The 16,715-nt window shown below is 53.2% G+C and carries 14 protein-coding genes and 1 pseudogene; 6 read left to right on the top strand and 9 right to left on the bottom strand.

Annotation, left to right across the window (positions count from 1 at the left end; genetic code table 11):
* The first annotated feature begins 80 nt into the window (after positions 1–80).
* Together ACRZ91_RS19195 and ACRZ91_RS19190 are read left to right on the top strand one after the other, a co-directional pair.
* Complete coding sequence (locus ACRZ91_RS19195) at positions 81–1,676, top strand: GMC oxidoreductase (protein ID WP_480907862.1); 1,596 nt, start codon at positions 81–83, stop codon at positions 1,674–1,676.
* Positions 1,673–2,446 (top strand): SDR family oxidoreductase, encoded by a 774-nt coding sequence (locus tag ACRZ91_RS19190; protein WP_480907860.1) that lies wholly within the window; start codon positions 1,673–1,675, stop codon positions 2,444–2,446. The genes ACRZ91_RS19195 and ACRZ91_RS19190 overlap by 4 nt, the downstream gene beginning before the upstream one ends.
* A 186-nt stretch (positions 2,447–2,632) precedes the next feature.
* On the opposite strand, the gene ACRZ91_RS19185 is transcribed toward ACRZ91_RS19190, so the two are convergent.
* A complete protein-coding gene (locus ACRZ91_RS19185) occupies positions 2,633–3,889 on the bottom strand; it encodes a protoporphyrinogen/coproporphyrinogen oxidase (RefSeq protein ID WP_480907858.1) in 1,257 nt (418 codons plus the stop codon).
* A 38-nt stretch (positions 3,890–3,927) separates the two neighbouring features.
* Positions 3,928–5,145, bottom strand: a complete 1,218-nt coding sequence (locus ACRZ91_RS19180; RefSeq protein ID WP_480907857.1) for a glycosyltransferase family 4 protein — start codon at positions 5,143–5,145, stop codon at positions 3,928–3,930.
* Between the two features lie 373 nt (positions 5,146–5,518).
* On the opposite strand from ACRZ91_RS19180, the gene galE reads away from it, so the two are divergent.
* On the top strand, positions 5,519–6,532 hold the full coding sequence (gene galE / locus ACRZ91_RS19175) for a UDP-glucose 4-epimerase GalE (RefSeq protein ID WP_480907855.1): 1,014 nt from the start codon (positions 5,519–5,521) through the stop codon (positions 6,530–6,532).
* Positions 6,533–6,933: 401 nt separating this feature from the next.
* Here the strand turns inward: galE and ACRZ91_RS19170 are convergent, their stop codons facing one another.
* The 6 genes from ACRZ91_RS19170 to ACRZ91_RS19145 all read right to left on the bottom strand — a co-directional run bounded on the left by ACRZ91_RS19170 (position 6,934) and on the right by ACRZ91_RS19145 (position 12,706).
* Positions 6,934–8,334 (bottom strand): oligosaccharide flippase family protein, encoded by a 1,401-nt coding sequence (locus ACRZ91_RS19170; protein WP_480907853.1) that lies wholly within the window; start codon positions 8,332–8,334, stop codon positions 6,934–6,936.
* 33 nt (positions 8,335–8,367) lie between these two features.
* Complete coding sequence (locus ACRZ91_RS19165; RefSeq protein ID WP_480907851.1) at positions 8,368–8,511, bottom strand: hypothetical protein; 144 nt, start codon at positions 8,509–8,511, stop codon at positions 8,368–8,370.
* A gap of 20 nt (positions 8,512–8,531) precedes the next feature.
* Complete coding sequence (locus tag ACRZ91_RS19160; RefSeq protein WP_480907849.1) at positions 8,532–9,521, bottom strand: glycosyltransferase family 2 protein; 990 nt, start codon at positions 9,519–9,521, stop codon at positions 8,532–8,534.
* Complete coding sequence (locus tag ACRZ91_RS19155) at positions 9,511–10,761, bottom strand: glycosyltransferase (RefSeq protein WP_480907847.1); 1,251 nt, start codon at positions 10,759–10,761, stop codon at positions 9,511–9,513. Before ACRZ91_RS19155 ends, ACRZ91_RS19160 begins: the two co-directional genes overlap by 11 nt.
* Positions 10,758–11,762 carry an NAD-dependent epimerase/dehydratase family protein gene (locus tag ACRZ91_RS19150; RefSeq protein WP_480907845.1) on the bottom strand — a complete coding sequence of 335 codons (1,005 nt, stop codon included), beginning with the start codon at positions 11,760–11,762 and terminating at the stop codon, positions 10,758–10,760. Before ACRZ91_RS19150 ends, ACRZ91_RS19155 begins: the two co-directional genes overlap by 4 nt.
* Positions 11,763–12,493: 731 nt before the next feature.
* The gene (locus ACRZ91_RS19145) at positions 12,494–12,706 is read right to left on the bottom strand and encodes a hypothetical protein (RefSeq protein ID WP_480907843.1); all 213 of its coding nucleotides are present in this window, start codon (positions 12,704–12,706) and stop codon (positions 12,494–12,496) included.
* A gap of 280 nt (positions 12,707–12,986) precedes the next feature.
* Here ACRZ91_RS19145 and ACRZ91_RS19140 point away from each other — a divergent pair, with 280 nt between their 5' ends.
* The 3 genes from ACRZ91_RS19140 to ACRZ91_RS19130 all read left to right on the top strand — a co-directional run bounded on the left by ACRZ91_RS19140 (position 12,987) and on the right by ACRZ91_RS19130 (position 16,330).
* Positions 12,987–13,589, top strand: a complete 603-nt coding sequence (locus tag ACRZ91_RS19140) for a polysaccharide biosynthesis/export family protein (RefSeq protein ID WP_480907841.1) — start codon at positions 12,987–12,989, stop codon at positions 13,587–13,589.
* Between the two features lie 21 nt (positions 13,590–13,610).
* Positions 13,611–15,023, top strand: a complete 1,413-nt coding sequence (locus ACRZ91_RS19135) for a hypothetical protein (protein WP_480907839.1) — start codon at positions 13,611–13,613, stop codon at positions 15,021–15,023.
* Between the two features lie 188 nt (positions 15,024–15,211).
* The gene (locus tag ACRZ91_RS19130) at positions 15,212–16,330 is read left to right on the top strand and encodes a hypothetical protein (RefSeq protein WP_480907837.1); all 1,119 of its coding nucleotides are present in this window, start codon (positions 15,212–15,214) and stop codon (positions 16,328–16,330) included.
* 9 nt (positions 16,331–16,339) lie between these two features.
* Here the strand turns inward: ACRZ91_RS19130 and ACRZ91_RS19125 are convergent.
* Positions 16,340–16,715 (bottom strand): annotated as a pseudogene (locus ACRZ91_RS19125) (transposase); the annotation flags it as partial.

Below are 16,715 nucleotides of genomic sequence, written 5' to 3'. Positions count from 1 at the left end.
ATACACGGGGGCTCCGCCGCGAGACATTTTTCGGGCAGACATCTAGTATGCAGCCTAACAGTTGAAGGAAGCATCAGTTGATGACCCCGAATGAAGCGCAGTCACAGTCATGGGATGTGATCGTCATCGGTGCCGGGATGGGCGGTGGCATGGCCGGGCGACGCCTAACTGAACGCGGTCTTTCGGTACTATTTCTGGAAAAGGGTATTGCAGGTTACAGGTCTGATCGTCAATCGGGTAGCAACTCAAGCGATCCATTGACGCGCAGACTGCGCGGCTGGTGGCCAAAGCCGGTAGAAGCACACGATGGCGCATCCGTTTCGCGGTATTTCGCCCCACTAGGCTGCGGGGTCGGAGGCTCTTCCGTCTTCTATGCTGCGGCGTTGGAACGCCCCGAACCGCATGATCTGGACGAGTTGCCGGGCATGGATCACCCCACTGGAGGCTGGCCCGTAGGCTTCGACGCATTTCTACCTTACTTCGATCAGGCTGAGGATCTGCTTTATGTGCGCGGCGGCAGCGATCCGCTCTCGACCATCCCCTCGGTCAACCTGCGCCCACCCCCCGAATTCACCCCCGAAGAAGTGGCGATGATGGCCGATTTCCGCGAGCGAGGTCTGCATCCCTATTACTCGCATATTGCACAAAAAGGGCTTGAGGGTTGCATCAATTGCCTTGGCGGAAAATGTCCGCGAACCTGCAAGATGGATGGCCGCTCGGCCGGAGTAGAACCGGCGCTGGCCAGCGGCCATGCCACGTTGATAACCGAATGTGATGTCGAAGCGCTGGAAGAAGATCAGCCCGGCCAAATTACCGGCGTCCAGGTTCACCATGAAGGTGAGTGTCACACTCTGAGGGCTCGAACCTATGTTCTGGCCGCTGGTTCGTTTGGCTCACCCAGCCTGTTACTTCGGTCGACCGGGCAGTCAGCCGCGGGATGCGCCAATTCAAGCGATTGGGTTGGGCGCGGGCTGATGTTTCATATCGACAATTTCTTTGCCGTCTGGCCCCGGCGCGGGGTGAAACCCATCGGCAACAGCCGGGCCGTCTCTACCCGCGATTTCTATGCGGTGAAAGGTGAGCGTATGGGCCTGGCGCAATCCATGGGGTATGAGGCGAATTACGGCACCATCCTGCGCTTTCTGCTGATGCAGTTCGAACGCTCGCGGTTCGCCAAACACAAAAGGCTTCGACGCCTTCTGAACATCCCTGCCCTTCTGGCCGCCGGATTGTTTGGCAACGCCGACGTATTCGTCGCTCAGATGGAAGATTTTCCTGTCCGCGAAAACCGGGTGGTGCTGAACTCTGAGGATCCCGAAGTATTCACCTTTGAATACACCGTCGCGCGAGACGTCTATACCCGTCAAATCGGACTGCGCAGGGCGATCCGGCGTGCAATTGGCTGGTGGCGGATGATGTTCCTATCGATCAAGCCAATCGTCAATGTAGGTCACCCTCTGGGCACCCTGCGCTTTGGCACCGATCCAGCCACATCCGTGCTCGATCCCGATTGTAAGGCGCATGATCTGAAAAACCTCTATGTCGCGGACGGATCGTTCATGCCGACGTCCATGGGGGTTAACCCAAGTCTGACAATCGCCGCCAATGCTTTGCGGGTGGCAGATATTATCGCCGATCGCACGGACGGATCGACACAACACACGGAGGCCTCATGACAGATACAAGCCAGCAAATACGCGAGGGTATAGCCGTTGTAACCGGAGCCGGCGCGGGCCTTGGTCGAGAATTGAGCCGAAACCTGATTGCCGAAGGTGTTCGTGTCGCCGGTATCGGGCGCAGCCCCGCGCCGCTGTCGGATCTTGCCGTCGAATTGGGTAACGCGTTCATGCCAGTCACTGCTGATGTCGCCGACCCTGCAGCCGTCGCGCGGGCCTTTGAAGAAATCAAAGCCGCGGCAGGTGTGCCGACAATCCTGATCAACAACGCTGCAGTCTATCCTCGGCGGGACATTCTGGATGAAACACCAGAGAGCTTCATGCAATCAGTAAACATCAACCTGGGTGGCGTGTTCTATTGCTGCCACGCCGTTCTGCCTGGGATGGTCCAACGTGGTTATGGCCGGATTGTGAACCTTAGCACCTTTGCCCATATCGCGCCGGCTCCTACGGCTGCGGCTTATTCGATAACCAAGGGTGCGGCGCAGACTCTGACCAAATCACTAGTGGCTGATCTGGGCGACCGGTTCCCGGATATCGTCATCAATGACTGGATCCCAGGTGCGCTGAAAACACGAATGGGCATTCCTGACGGAATTGAACCGGCAGACGCCGCCAAATGGGGTGTTCGCCTAGCGCTGTGGCATGACCCGATGCTGACCGGGCGCCTTTTCGACCAGGACATAGAAATTTTGGAACCAATCTCACTGAAACGAAGGCTTCTGAATAAGCTCATAGGAGGAAAACGCGTACCACTGCGCCTTTCATGAAAAAGGCGCTGTTTCCGGCATTCATTTCCGAATGCTCTGATGATCTCAGAATTGAACTAAACAGCCACCCTACTACTGGAACCGGGCCTTTCGACTCACTCAATCGAACAACTTTTGGTAATCCGGCGTTGCAGCAAGAATGGGTTTTCGGCGTCCTGAATTGAAGATCACCAAAGCGCCCGTGATTCAATCCTTTTGCCATGAGGCTACAAGTTCCCGTGCCTCAATCATGTTGTCCTCGATGGAGCAATAGGTCCAACCTCCGTAACGTCCGATGGAATAAACACCGCGCGCGTTGAGTATTTCGTTCAGACGTTGAAACTCTGATCTGGCCTGCTGATTGATATGCACATAGGCCGGATCCATGACTAACGCGTGATATGATACCAGTTCGTGCCCGTCGACCAGGCCTTCGTTGGCCAGATCCTCCAGCACACGCGCTCGCGTACCTTCGACATCCACTTCCGCATCGCTAGCCAGACCAACCTCCACATAAAGGCTCATTCGATCGGCATCGAAGATGTTGTCATAGAATCCAACGCGGTAGAACACACGCTCACGATTAGGATAATACACCCAATGCACATCGCGCGGTCCCTTCCGGTCAAAGCCCAGGTTGAACACAATCACCTTGTTCCAGGTAAACGCCTCTTCCTCATGGTTCAGCCCTGCGATCTTGGCCAAACGATTGAATGGCGCGGATGAAACCAGCCGCTCGAAACCAATCTCACGACGAGTAGTGCGTGCAACCTTGCGCTCCAGATCAATCTCGATCAGCGCTTCGTTCAGGCAAATTGCGTCGGGGTTCACAGCGCTGGCTATTGCATTCACATACTCGATGGCGCCGCCTTCGGGATAAGTGAATGTGGCGTTGTAGCTCTGGTTATCGGGCGTCTTCATGTTTCGAATGATATCGTCGACATCCGCATGCGGAAAAAAGCGCCCCATAGCGTCCTTATCCAGCGAGCTAAGGTCGCATGCATAAAGTTTCTCGTTATAGGGCACGAGAAACTTTTCGCTGATGCTTTTGCCGAAGCGGCCATAGATCATATCCAGGAAATTGCCTTCCGCATTCTCATTGGGTTCGGCGAAATACAGGTCGTGCAAGCAGTCGATGAAATCTGCTTTTGGCAGTTGGTGGATGTTTTTCTGAAATGGGAAATCAATCCAATCTTCGCCATAAGCTATGTAAGACTTCTTTTCGCACGTAACGATCTGCTGACCCTGCATTCGTTCACGCAACCACGCTTCGATCTCCGGATTCTTGAAATGGAAAAAATGTCCGGAATAGTCCCAGACAAACCCATCCTGTTTGATGGTTTTGCAATAGCCGCCAATGGAGCTATCTGCGTCAACAACAAGGTAATCCGCATCACCTAGGGCGGCAGCGGTAGACAATCCGCTAATGCCGGCGCCAATGATCAATGTCTGGGTCTTTTCCATGGACAAATTCCTACATTCAAATGGATGGGGTAGTTGGCTCAGGCGCTGCGCCGGTTCTGAAAGGCTTGGATCGCTGCCTTGTATCCTTCGACGGTTTTGGTCGCGACCGCATCCGGGCTATAAAGCTCGTTGCAATCGGCCCAGGCCTGCCGCCCAAGTTGCACTGCGAGATCGGGATCGTCCAACAATCTCTGACATGCTTTGACCATAGCTTCCAGATCCTGACTGGGAATCAAAAGACCATTGCGTTCATCTTCTATCACTTCAGGAATGCCGCCCACAGCGGTGGTGACCAAGGGACAACCCAAAGACATGGGCTCCAACAACATATATCCCATTGTATCATATTGGGCAGCGATCAACGTCAGATAGTGGCTTGTCCTCAAAGCCATCAGATCTGAATGGGTCATCTGCCCTCGGTAATCGACCCGCTCGCGCAGCTCCGGTGGAAAGTTCTGCTCAAAGAATTCCTCAAAATAAATGGTGCCGCTCTCGTTTTGGATACCCTGATCCGGCCCGATGAAGGTGAGTGTCAGATCCGGGTTGGCCTCTGCAAGCTGCGCAAAAGTTCGCAGGACCAAGTCTCCACCTTTGATACTGTCGAACCTCCCAACGAAAAACATCTTGTTTTTATCGCAGCGATCAACTTGCCAGGTTTTGTTTTCTGAAGCCGAAACAATTGGAGTTGGAATGATGGTACTGTTCTCCAACTCAAGCCCATAGTGTTTCTTGACCGCATTCAACGTGTCGTTACAGTTTGCGGTAACATAGTGGGCAGATCTGATGGCCAACCCCTCATGCTGCGCGCGTCCTTCATTCATGGAAGATGCGGACATAGCGTCTTGGAAAATGCCGGTCAGAACGAATGGGCCGTGCAAGCGCACAGAAACAGGGACTATGTTTATCAGCGATACTTCGGCGCCCATACCGAAAGATTCCTCAACCTCGAAGACATCAATCCCTTTTTCATCAACCAGTTTACGAATGGCCAACGCGATCTGGGCCGAATGTCGCAGCGCATTATACGGGCGAGCGGTCAACTTTGCCTTCAATCGCTGCCAAACCTTTGAAAACAGAGGGATCTGGATCTCTTCGAGATCAATAGTATAAGGATCTTTCTCACCAAGGTCAGGAGTCAGAATATAAACTTCATGCCCAAAAGCCCGAAGCGAAGAGACGAGTTGCGATGTGTAGGTCACTATTCCTGAAGCGGCGCGCCCGGGTGGCCATGAAGAGACGTAAATTGCGATCTTCATTGGCTGGTCGGTATTTTCTTTCATATCCAAAAAACTGAGCAAACGGTTCTCTGCCCATCTCCTTTTCCGGGCCTAAACAAAATCTTTCAAAGTTGGAGCAACTACCACCGGGCGGCGGGAGCTGCGCACGTGGATGACTCGTAGCAGGGACTCAATGTCCATGCTAGATTTCAGTTGCAGTTGTCGTTGCCTGTGGCACAGTATCCACGCTGTATTCTAGCTGTAGTTGCAGTGATATGCAGCGAATTTCTCGCCAAGGAAAGCACCCCGGAAAAGGGGACAATTGAATAGGATACGAATTACTGTTGCAAAGGTTGGATTGGGAGATCGCGACGGCTTGTCCACACAGCCTGATCCCAAATAATATTATATCATGAAAAAGAACATTCTTCTGACCGGCGGTGCCGGATTTATCGGCTCGCACACCTATGCGGCTCTTGTGGATGCTGGTTACGCGGTCACCATTCTCGACAACTTCGAGAATGCGCGCCGCGATGTGCCTGATCGTCTGTCACAGATCACGGGCGAGGTTGTACCTGTAATCGAAGCCGACATCCGCAACTGTGAAGCTATACAGGCTGCCTTTGAGGCTCACGTTTTCGATGCAGTGGTGCATTTTGCAGCACTCAAGTCCGTACCCGACAGCGAGGTTGATCCTGTGGGCTACTATAATTCCAACTGCACGGGCTTGATCAATATCGTAGACGCAATGCTCGCAAATGGAGTCGAAAATATAGTCTTCTCATCCTCGGCTGCGGTCTATGGCAGTGCAGCCAATATGCCATTGACTGAAACCAGCCCATGTGCGCCGGATAGCTGCTATGGCGCCACCAAGCTTATCGGAGAGGAATTTTTAACCCGCGTTGCCAAAGCTCATCCCAACGTCAAAACCGGAATCCTGCGCTACTTTAATCCTGTTGGTGCACACCCTTCCGGACTGATTGGCGAAGACCCGTCGCAGCCGCCTGGCAATCTCGTTCCGGTGATCGCCCGCGTTGTGCGGGGCGAATTGGATGCCCTTTCCATCTTTGGTGGTGATTATGATACTCCCGATGGCACCTGTATCCGCGACTACATTCACGTCCTTGATCTTGCCCGTGGCCACGTGCTGAGTCTTGATGCACTACTGAACAAGGGTGAAAGCCATCTTGTAAATCTCGGCACCGGACGCGGGAACTCGGTTCGTGAAGTTCTGAATACCTATTCGGACGTGATCAGCCGCGATATTCCTCACAGTATTGTGGATCGCCGCCCGGGGGATCCACCCGCCTCCTATGCAGCGACAAATCGGGCGCGCGAAGTTATCGGCTTCGAGGCGAAACACAGCCTGAGAGACATGTGCGAAAGCAACTGGGCTTTTTCAGCAGATAAGCAAAGTGTGTTTTAGAAGGGATTTCTAAGAGTTATTACGGTGTGCTTCGTCTTCGCCAGTTTACAGCGCAGGATCATTCACGCACGGCCTTGTCTGGCTTCAAGGTGCGACCCACTAGCACGGTTGGACAGCAGACTGGACACCTCTGACTTAGCGTGACGGTTATCAGGAATAGACGACAGCGTATCTGATGGAAAAACGAGACGGCTTGATCGGGTGCCGATAAGATCCACTGAGTGCAATCTACCGCCTAGAGAACTACGTTCTGTCTTCCCGCTCACTGTTTGTCGCGTGAGGTTTACCGATGCTTCCTTAGTCAGAGAGCTTAACGAAACAAAATTTTCCGCTTTCACTCATTTACAAAGCCAAGATTGGAACTGACGACCTAGTACCGTTTTCTGAATTGTAAGCTAGATCTAAGTTATAGCGTCCCACAGTTCGGCCATTCCCCATCCAACCCCAGCACCGACCAGTACCAAGGGTACGAGCCGGATTTCATGAAGAAGTGAAACCCAGTTTTCGCGGCGTCCCATAACCAACAACATCGCTACTTCCGGAATGCGATGTAGTGCAACAACGAAAAGCGCGACAGTTGTGGACTTAAAAATCCAAATCGCGATGAAAAGTCCAATCCAGACAGACGCCGCGCTCACCAAGCTAAGAACCGTCATCTCTCGAAACCGACGTTTTGCGCTGTAGGCCTCACGCAACAAACGTGGCCCGATTAGGATCAGGCCAACAGACAGAATTTGAATCATCCCTGCAACATCCGCATATCGGTCGTCGTAGATTATGTGCACCAGAGTCGGTGCGAGCGTCATCAGCGCGCCCGCTCCGAACATTGCCAATCCGTCAAACAGAATGCGGTAACGATAGTAGCGGTGGCGAAGGGATGCTGACTCGCCATCTTTGTGCAATGCCGTGAAAACCTGTAGCCCCATCTGAGCGTGCACCGTGTTCAGGAACGTCTCCAGCAGGTCAACGATCTGGCGGGCAATATAATAGAAGCCAAACGAACTTGCCGACATTGCAAAGCCCAGAACAAAGCGATCAGCCATCACACTCACTGCAGTCAGAGCAGAATGCCCGATGATCCACTTACCGCGCTCGATGATCACACGAAAATCCTGAATGCTCCAGTTCAACCGCATCGGAGGACCGATAAACATTGTATAGCTTAGAACGACTGTAATGAGCGCGCCCGCGAGATTGCCCAAAACCAGCGCCCAGATACTACGCAACCAAAAAGCCAGTCCAATGGTGATGATGGTTGTCAGAACTACCCTGATCAGTGTCTCTTTGCTGACCTGCCGAAACTTCATCTCGCGCTCGTAAACGAACTTTGCTGGCGAAGCGAAACCACTGATGATGGAGAACCCGCCGATTGCGGCAATTGCTAAAGGCAGCGTCGGATCTCCATAACTGGATTGGGCATCAAACAGCTCTGCCTCCTGGCCCCAGGCGATTCCAAAACCCAGCAAGAAGCAGACCAACAGGATCAATACCCCGCGCAAAATCTGCGCCGTCCAGCAGGATCGCAGGAACCCGTCATCCAGCTCGCCCTCGCGGGTCAGGATAAGCGACCGCACCCCCAAATCCGAAAACATCTCGAGAACGAACACAAAGGTCATGACAACGGCAAAGACACCAAAAATCTCGGGCGTCAGAATGCGGGTCAGCACAATGGTCGAGAGTATCCGCGCCATCACTTGCATCGCGAAGACCATCGTCGACAAAGCCGCCGAAGCCATAATCTTACGCCGCAGACTATCGCGATCGGACAACAGTCCGGATATGCGCTGGGTATGGAACTTCATGCCATTTCCGCCACTGCCTGACCCCGTCGCATTCTACAACTCGAGCAGGTTGACTTGGGTGTTGCCTATCTGGCCAAAGATATCCCGAACCAACTCGGGTACAAGCACCGCTTTGACGCCACAAAATGCTATTTCAATGGCACTGGTCTGGCCGGTACGAATTTGGTTTTTGAACATTTTCTCTTCAACACAAATGGCTATTTATATTCAATGATCTCCATCGGCACAGCCCGCCTTCTTCGCCAAACATAAGTCAACATCCCGACGACATTGGGCAGCTTGGACAGGGTTATGAACACTGCCTGGTGGAGCGCCGACCGACTAGACAGTCCTTCGTGCCTCAGCCCTAGCGTGGTACGTAGATAAGACAGCACATAAACGGCCAGAACCACGACAGTAACCCACTGTGACACGAGCAACCCACCCAACGCGATGATCGGCAAGAAAGCCCCATAAAACCAAATACGCATGCGTCTGCGAACAAAATACTCCGGGTGAAACTTTCCCACATGCGCAAAGCCGTGACCCGCACGCACAGCACGACGCCACCATTGCCAGAACCGGGTCATTTCTACGTCATGTTGGGTCATGTTCAGAGGTAGGCGCTCAATTTTCCAACCGGCCTTGAGCGTACGCAAACAGAATTCTTCGTCTTCTGAAGCAATAAACGTATCGTCGAACCCACCAACCTCTTCAAAGGTTTGAGCGCGCACCATCATATCACCGCCGCAGGTCTGGATCGGGCCTGCGGGACGATGCCACTCGAAATCGCAAAGCGCGTTATAAACGCTGGCGTCCGGGAAAATTTCTGCTCTCCAGCCTGTGACGATGCCAAGTGCCGGATCGGCTGCAAGCGCTTCTGACGCGGCAGTGATCCAACCTCCGACAATTGCGCAATCGCCATCGATAAACTGAACGAAATCGAATGAAGTACCTGTTGCCTTCAATGCCGCATAGCCGACATTTCGCGCCCTTGCTGCGGTAAAAGGTTTGGTCAAGTCCAGCTCAACCACATGCACCCCGGCCTTGTGGGCTTGTTGCACGCTATCATCAGCCGAGTTTGAATCGACATAAACCACGGCGGTCACCTCCCTTGGGATTGAACCGAGGCAGCGAACCAGACGCTCTCCCTCATTTCGACCGATCAGGACCAGACCAATGGTCGAATTGGAAACATCATTTTGCATCACAAATCTCCGATTGCTCCGAGGTAGCGGTCTGAAAAAGTCGTGCCAAGCGGCAGGCTTCGGTCTGCTGATTGAAATCGGCGGTCACCTTGGCCCGACCCGCTTGCCCCATTCGCGTCCGCGTCTCCGCATCGTCCAGCAAATCGCGCAATCGCTCGGTCAGTGCATTCACATTGCCCGGCGGCACCAGATAGCCACTGACGCCATCCTCAACCAGTTCAGATATCCCCCCCACGCGAGTTGCCAACACCGGCAGACCGCTGGCCATCGCCTCCATCAAGGTCACCGGAACGCCTTCGGCAAAGCTTGGCAAAACCAGAGCGTCAGCTTCAGACAAGATTTCTGCTACCTGGCTTTGAGACATATAACCCGTGAAATGCACCACGGAGTCCAACCCTAGACAGTGCGCCCGCGCTTCTAGATTGGCGCGTTCCGGCCCATCCCCAATCAATGTCACACGCAGTCCGGGAAAGTTCTGCGCGATTTCTGACAGTGCTTCGAGCAAAACCGGCACACCTTTGACCCCTGCCAACCGGCCAACAAAGGCCAGATGAGGGCCCTCACGATCCGCGCAGCGGGTGGCCAGGTATTTCTTCGGGTCAATCCCGCAATGGATGATATTGAGTTTGTCCCAATGCTGTGGATCCGAAAAAATCATGCACTGACTGCGGCAAAAATCGCTGATACAGGCAACAAATCTAGCCTCGGCAATCTTGGCGTCGATGCGCCAATGCTTCGGCTCGAAGAAGATATCCGGCCCGTGGATCGTAAAACTGAAGGGGATCCCGCTGATCTTGCTAGTGAGCATTGCCACCGTGCAGGTTGCCCCGGCGATGTGGTTATGAATATGCCGCACGTGACGGCTCTTCAGATGATCGGCCAATACGGCGGCCTCGGCGAAATAGAAGAGCTGATACAGCAGCCCCCTTATACCCGCCGACCGGGTTTTGAGCGCCAGTTGCAATGCCGATGCATATCGACCTGGCGCTTGCAGCAACGCTTTCAGATGGCATCGGATCAAATGCAAAGGAGATTTCGCTGCGGCGATTACGTAAAAGGTGTTCTTGAACTCCTGCTGTTGTTCGAGGCCAACATGGTGTTCAGCGCCCGTCTTGCGGATTGAGCAGGTTTCCACTCCGATCCCTTCTGCTCGAAGCGCAAAGATTTCGCGCTGGATAAATGTATCGGTCGCGCGAGGGTATTCACCCGTCAGATAGGCGATGGGCGCTGCAGGGCTCATGATGTCTGACTTTCAATCTGCGCCTGGCGCATGACCTCAGCGAAAGGCGGTTGCGGCGCGATATCGAGCTTTGCATGCAGCCGGGTTGTATCAAAGCGCAACGGCTTCATCCGCGCGTGCAGAGTGGCGGGGCGTAGCAGCCCAGGCAGCTTGTTTCCCAGCCCCGGAATCTTACCCAACACAGAACCCACAGCGCTGAAAAGACGCCAACTGACCGACAGCACCGAGCGTGGCCACCCCCCCTCGCGCAGTGCTGCGACATAGGTGGCCCGGTCCGGCCGGTCGTCATCTATAACGTTGATAACACCGACCTTTTGAATCGGGGTCTCTGCAGCTTGCACCAAAGCCTGCGCGGTGTGTGCAACATAACTGACCGGGACCTCTCCGGCGCGCTCCAAACCGATCAGGATCGGCCCTACAGGATAACCCAGATGACCGTTCCACAACCGGCCCGGCCCGAATACTGCTCCTGGCCGCATGATCCACAGATCGAACTTCTGCGCTTCGGCAACAGCACGCGTCCGCACCTCTTGCATCAGCTTGGCCTGACAATAGGCGTCACGCATCTGTGGTGCTACCTCAAGCGGGCTGTCCTCGGTGAGGACCGCACCCGCTGCCAATGCCCGACCGTCATATACTGACATCGAACTGACGAGCACCAGCCGTGGCCCTGGGGTGCGGGTAGCCATCGCGCCAAGTATCGATTCGGTTGCAGTCAGAGTCTCACGGATCTGTCGATCAGCCCTGCCTCTCATTATTGCCGCCGCATGAATAATAGCATCCACGTCGGACAATTGTTTCGTCAGCCTGTCCTGCGCATCAGGTTGTGTCAGGTCCAACCTCATCACGGTGATGCCGGAATCAGTGTTCCAGGCCCCGGGCTCGGTTCCCTCAGAACGCATCAATGCCAGCACCTCGTGACCAGCGGCGCGGGCTGCATCGACCGTGTGACGCCCAATAAATCCACCTGCGCCGGTAATCAAAATCTTCAGACCAGACATGATGTTATCTCCATCAGGGCGCCCCATGGAGTATCATTCTAAAACAATTTCTTAACCGCACAACACCAACAACCTGACAACAAAGAGACCAATTCAAACCCTTGCGTAAACCGAGAATCTGTCTTTTTCGAGAGTTTTATGGAGTAAGCTTAAAAAATTCGCATGGGGACGCCCGAATCTTGGGCTCAGGGCCGACAACTGATAGATGACGGGTGCTTCGAGCGTGAATGCCGTGAGGAACTCCCTGGACGCCCGCCGTATCGGGTTGCCACTCACCGCCAGTCCTTGAATCTACCAAACACCATCTCATTTCGGTTGCACCAATAGAAGCGGCGTTTCCAGTGTCAGACCAATTTCGCGCGTTGCATCGGCCTGGGAGGCAAGCACGTACCAAATTGCCTTTCAACGCTTCATTGAACCAATCTGCGGTGCACCATAATCGCAATGCAGTCTTTCAATCTTCGACGAACTGCCAAGCATAGCCCGTGCAGCGATGAAATCGCCAACCCGTTCGGTGACCTTTGAATGGCTGCAGCGGCAACCAAAATCACTAGGAACAGAGAGAGGAATCTAGCCCAAACCGACTGTCTTTTGACAATGCAACCATCCCTGCAAAATGTTTTGAATTTGGTCGTGGAACTCAACACGCACCAGGAATTCGCTTTGTTGCAACGAACGCAGTGTTAGCAAAACGCCTTCCGCGGCTCCCTGAAGGCCACCTACAATGTACGTTAATTCACCTGTTGGGCTGACAATTGATCGACGCCGCTATCTTCGACCAAAACGGCGCGACGCAGCAGAACGGCACACAGAATAAGTCCAACAAGGCCACCGGTTGCCGCATAGGTGATCATCGCGAAGCCCAATGTCGCACCTGAAATGAGAGCAGCACCGCTGAATGCCACCCCAGCCATCATACCAAGCAAGATTAGTCCGACTATCATCACACCCTTCATCCCTCAATGCGCCCCACGAACGGTGCAACTCGGCGCCAGATCAGCAGATGATAAAGATGTGTCACAATGATGTCCCATCCCCACATGAACTGAAACCAATCAATTACCGATCACGTTAGACAGGTCTAGTTATCAAAGGGTAACTTCGACACAGTCCGCAAGAAATCGCGCAAAGTGGGTTGAAAGCCAAGCGAAATATGGCTGAAATAGCGTGGTGCATGTTCGGCACCACGTGATTGCTGCCGCAAGTCAGGGACAGAAGAGAATAATGATGAAATCAGTTTACGCATTGCTCGTTTCGGTGGTTATCGGCCTTTTGGCATTGCCAGCGGTGGCGCAGGGATATCGGTTTCAACCGGGTGACACTCTGCGCGTCGAAGTATTGGAAGACGAGACCCTGAACCGCGACATTCTGGTAGCTCCTGACGGTCAGATTAACGTTCCGCTGGCAGGTTCTTTGCGGGCTGGAGGTCGGACGGCCGAACAAGTGCGATCAGAATTGTCCGAATTGCTGGCACCTAACTTCGCTTCGCCCCCTAATGTCTTTGTGTCTTTAGGGGAACTCAATGTCCCGCGAGAGCCGCTACCCCCGCGCACGATTGACGTTTATGTCATCGGCGAAGCTGGATCGCCCGGCAGGCACGCTCCTGTGCGTGGTACAACACTTTTGCAATTCTTCGGTGAGATGGGTGGATTTTCTAGATTCGCCGCCACAAAACGGATAATGCTACGTCGTACAGACAGCGCAGGTAAGGAAACTGTTTACCAGTTTAACTATGATGCGATGTTGGACGGCACAGGAACAGGGGGATCGACGAGGCTGGCCGACGGTGATGTGATTGTAATCCCACAACGGCGCTTGTTCGAATAACCCCTAAAAAGGGGCAGGGCAGTGAAACTAAAGCTTGGTTTACAAACAGCACTTTGTGGTGCTGTTTGTATGTCGGTAAACACAGGTAACCGTGCAATCGCTCAGGGTGTTGAGTTAGACCCCGGCGGGCCGCAAATGACCTTTGGCATTGCTCAGCGTTTTGAGACAGGTCGCAATTTGACACTTGATGTCCCCGAGGAAGGTCATGGATCAATTGCCTCGACAATCCTGTCTTTTGGGCTGTCCAGTGAAACTCCTATACAAAGCCTGAGTCTGGATGCCGTTACCGCCTTGCGTTTGAGCGACTTGCCCGATGAAGGCAGCGATGTTGATATCGGCGATTCCATCTTTGATTTTGGTTACATTCGAGACGGAGCCAATGCGGGGCTCGACTTCGGGCTCGACTTTTCAAGCTATGATATTGGGCTCTTTCGGTCGCTCAATGACTTTATAGATGAAGATGGTGTAGTCGATTTACCTTCCGACTTTGGCGATTTAACGGGCGACGGGACTCGCAGGGAATTAAACTTGGCCTTCCAAATGGACTTTGGTCGTCAAGATTTGGTCAACTATTATTTCCGCATAGACACGCAGAATCTTGACTACGTAGATCAGACAAGTCCGGATCTATTCGATACTGATGTAATTAGCGGCGGTGCGGGCATTGGCTTTATCCTGTCACCGGTCACAACTGCCGCGATTGATATCAGCGCAGAGCGATACGAAGAAGATAACCCGGATCAGACTGACCGGAAAACCAAAGATATTGTTTTTGGGTTGTCTCAGGAAGTCACCGAACGGTTGCGGTTGGACTTCGCGTTAGGGTACGTGGATATCGATGAGCGAGAACTGATTTCCGGCGATGACTCTGCCTCTGGCCTCATCGGAGGATTTGGTGCCGAGTATGATATGCCTAATGGCGCAGTGTTTTTCGATGCTGAAAGCGAGTTGGCGTTGGCTGGACGCCTTAATTCATTCCGTGTCGGTCGCAGCCTTGAAGTGCTTGGCGCTGAGCTCTCGGCCAGCTTGGGTGTTGCGCATACAGATGGTGGAAAAACAGAACCAATCGGGTCGTTGACATACAGTAATGAATTTGGCGACAACGAACTTCGAATCTTCTTCGATAGGGATATCGTCATCACAGATGACGAGGTATTTCGCGACGAATATATTCTTGACGTCGGCTATATCTGGGGCCTTGGACCATCTTCACGTTTCGGGCTTGGTGCAACGCAGATTTTCCAAGATTCTACTGAAGTAGATCCTCGCGTTGAACGGACAGACTTGAATGCCGTATACAGCTACGAGCTCGAGTCTCAATGGATTATAAATGCCGGTCTAAACTACAGTGTCCGTGATGAAGAGGGCCTTGGCCGAGCTACCAGTCCTCTGGCGTTTTTTCAGATTGGTCGAGAATTCGCTTGGCGGCCGTGATCAGCTTTCACCGTCAACTGCATAGGTGGCCTTGCCAGATATTCGGATCCACCATAGTCATCGGCTGCAGTTGTTAATACATATGTTCTGCATTACCGCCATGGTGAATCTCTGCTTTGGCTAATGTTCAACTGGGCCTGTTGATCTTGCAAAGATACATTTATTCCATTCCCAAATTTCTCTTATGGATGTTCACACTCTATATCGTGGTGCTTGCGTACCAGGATTTTCTGCTGGGTGGGAACTCCTGGAAACAGGGTGACTGGCTTATCAATAGCGTCGATACGACCGTGCGTCGGGGGATAATGGGCTCATTACTGCTACGAGTCTCTCAGACCTTTTCCATTGACGTTGTGCTATTGGTAGTGTTGCTGCAAATCTCCCTACTGTTGGCCGCGATGGGTCTGCTCACCCAATCAATCAGAAGATCCGATACACCCGCGACCATTTGGCTTCTGATTTTGTCGCCGGGCTTTTTCATCAGTTTCTGGTCACTTGATGATCAGGGCGGCTTGCGAAAGGAGCTGATCACCTTTCTGGCATTTACCCTTTTGCTGTTTGCCACCAGCCGCCTGACACCCAACAGGATTTTGATCTACGTTTCGGCATTCGTATTCGGCTTTGCTGTTCTAAGCCACGAAGGCAACCTTTTCTTCGCCCCCTTCTTTGCGTTCTGCTATTATCTTCTACTATCTAAATCCGCCATTTCACTGGGCGATTTCATCGCTCTTCTGGTAATCTTGGCCGGCGCTTGCCTAACTGCCATAGTCGTCGCGTTCGGCTTCGACAAAGTCACCGATTACATGATTGTCTGCAGACCCGTGCTAGCAGCCGGTGCCGACGCCGAATTGTGCGAAGGGGCCATCAAAGCACTTGAAATTCCTCTAAAGGAATACCTGACAACGACTTTCTGGATGCTCCTGTCACCCCGAATCCTGTCCTTCGCAACCCTATACGCGCTGACTGCGATCCCGATCATCATAATAGGAAAGCACCTGGTTGGGGCGAGATTGTTTATAAAACCCTACTTGGCCTCGGCGTTACTTTTCCTGCCGCTCTATGTCGTCGCGGTGGATTGGGGCCGATGGGTCAGCTTCCATACAACCGCCGTAGTCTTCACGTTGTTGATCGCCCTAAGTCTAGGCCACCCGAAGGGGTCATCGCCGCGGGAACTGCCACCGCGCCCTTTCCAGTTCTTAATGATTTTTTTCCTGTTCTGGGGGTTCTCACATTTCGTGGACCCACTTTGGGGTGGCATGGCTTGGAAAACATTTCAGGGCATGTGGCATTTGGATGGTTTTGACTAGGGTCAGGGTTCATAGCCAATAGATGACGGTTGCTGCGAGCGCGATGGCATAAAGGAATACTTTGGGGCAGCGGTCATAGCGGGTTGCGACGCGCCTCCAGTCCTTGATCCTCCCGAACATGATCTCAATCCGGTTGCGGCGTTTGTACTTGCGCTCATCATATTTGCCCGGGGTCTTGCGCTGCTTACGGCCGGGGATGCAGGCGCGTATCCCTTTGTCTTTTAACGCTTCTCGAAACCAGTCGGCGTCTTAGCCGCGATCCCCGAGCAGCCAGTCGACTTTTTGGGAGGCTGCTGAGCAACGCCCGCGGCCCATTATTTTTGGCGGCCATGTTGGTCGCCGTTCGATGTGCTTTCAGGTAGGTCGCGTCGATCATCACGGTCTT

It is taken from the genome of Ruegeria sp. O11 (assembly GCF_056535285.1).
Note: the sequence above shows the minus strand (reverse complement) of the source record. Positions and strands in the feature narration are given on the sequence as shown.

Excerpts from the sequence above, each read along its gene's own strand:
- ACRZ91_RS19145 (WP_480907843.1), bottom strand. The coding sequence starts at position 12,706 with ATGATAGTCGGACTAATCTTGCTTGGTATGATGGCTGGGGTGGCATTC.
- ACRZ91_RS19190 (WP_480907860.1), top strand. The coding sequence starts at position 1,673 with ATGACAGATACAAGCCAGCAAATACGCGAGGGTATAGCCGTTGTAACC.
- ACRZ91_RS19165 (WP_480907851.1), bottom strand. The coding sequence starts at position 8,511 with ATGTTCAAAAACCAAATTCGTACCGGCCAGACCAGTGCCATTGAAATA.
- ACRZ91_RS19195 (WP_480907862.1), top strand. The coding sequence starts at position 81 with ATGACCCCGAATGAAGCGCAGTCACAGTCATGGGATGTGATCGTCATC.
- ACRZ91_RS19150 (WP_480907845.1), bottom strand. The coding sequence starts at position 11,762 with ATGTCTGGTCTGAAGATTTTGATTACCGGCGCAGGTGGATTTATTGGG.
- ACRZ91_RS19185 (WP_480907858.1), bottom strand. The coding sequence starts at position 3,889 with ATGGAAAAGACCCAGACATTGATCATTGGCGCCGGCATTAGCGGATTG.
- ACRZ91_RS19140 (WP_480907841.1), top strand. The coding sequence starts at position 12,987 with ATGATGAAATCAGTTTACGCATTGCTCGTTTCGGTGGTTATCGGCCTT.
- ACRZ91_RS19130 (WP_480907837.1), top strand. The coding sequence starts at position 15,212 with ATGTTCACACTCTATATCGTGGTGCTTGCGTACCAGGATTTTCTGCTG.
- galE (WP_480907855.1), top strand. The coding sequence starts at position 5,519 with ATGAAAAAGAACATTCTTCTGACCGGCGGTGCCGGATTTATCGGCTCG.
- ACRZ91_RS19180 (WP_480907857.1), bottom strand. The coding sequence starts at position 5,145 with ATGAAGATCGCAATTTACGTCTCTTCATGGCCACCCGGGCGCGCCGCT.
- ACRZ91_RS19155 (WP_480907847.1), bottom strand. The coding sequence starts at position 10,761 with ATGAGCCCTGCAGCGCCCATCGCCTATCTGACGGGTGAATACCCTCGC.
- ACRZ91_RS19170 (WP_480907853.1), bottom strand. The coding sequence starts at position 8,334 with ATGAAGTTCCATACCCAGCGCATATCCGGACTGTTGTCCGATCGCGAT.
- ACRZ91_RS19160 (WP_480907849.1), bottom strand. The coding sequence starts at position 9,521 with ATGCAAAATGATGTTTCCAATTCGACCATTGGTCTGGTCCTGATCGGT.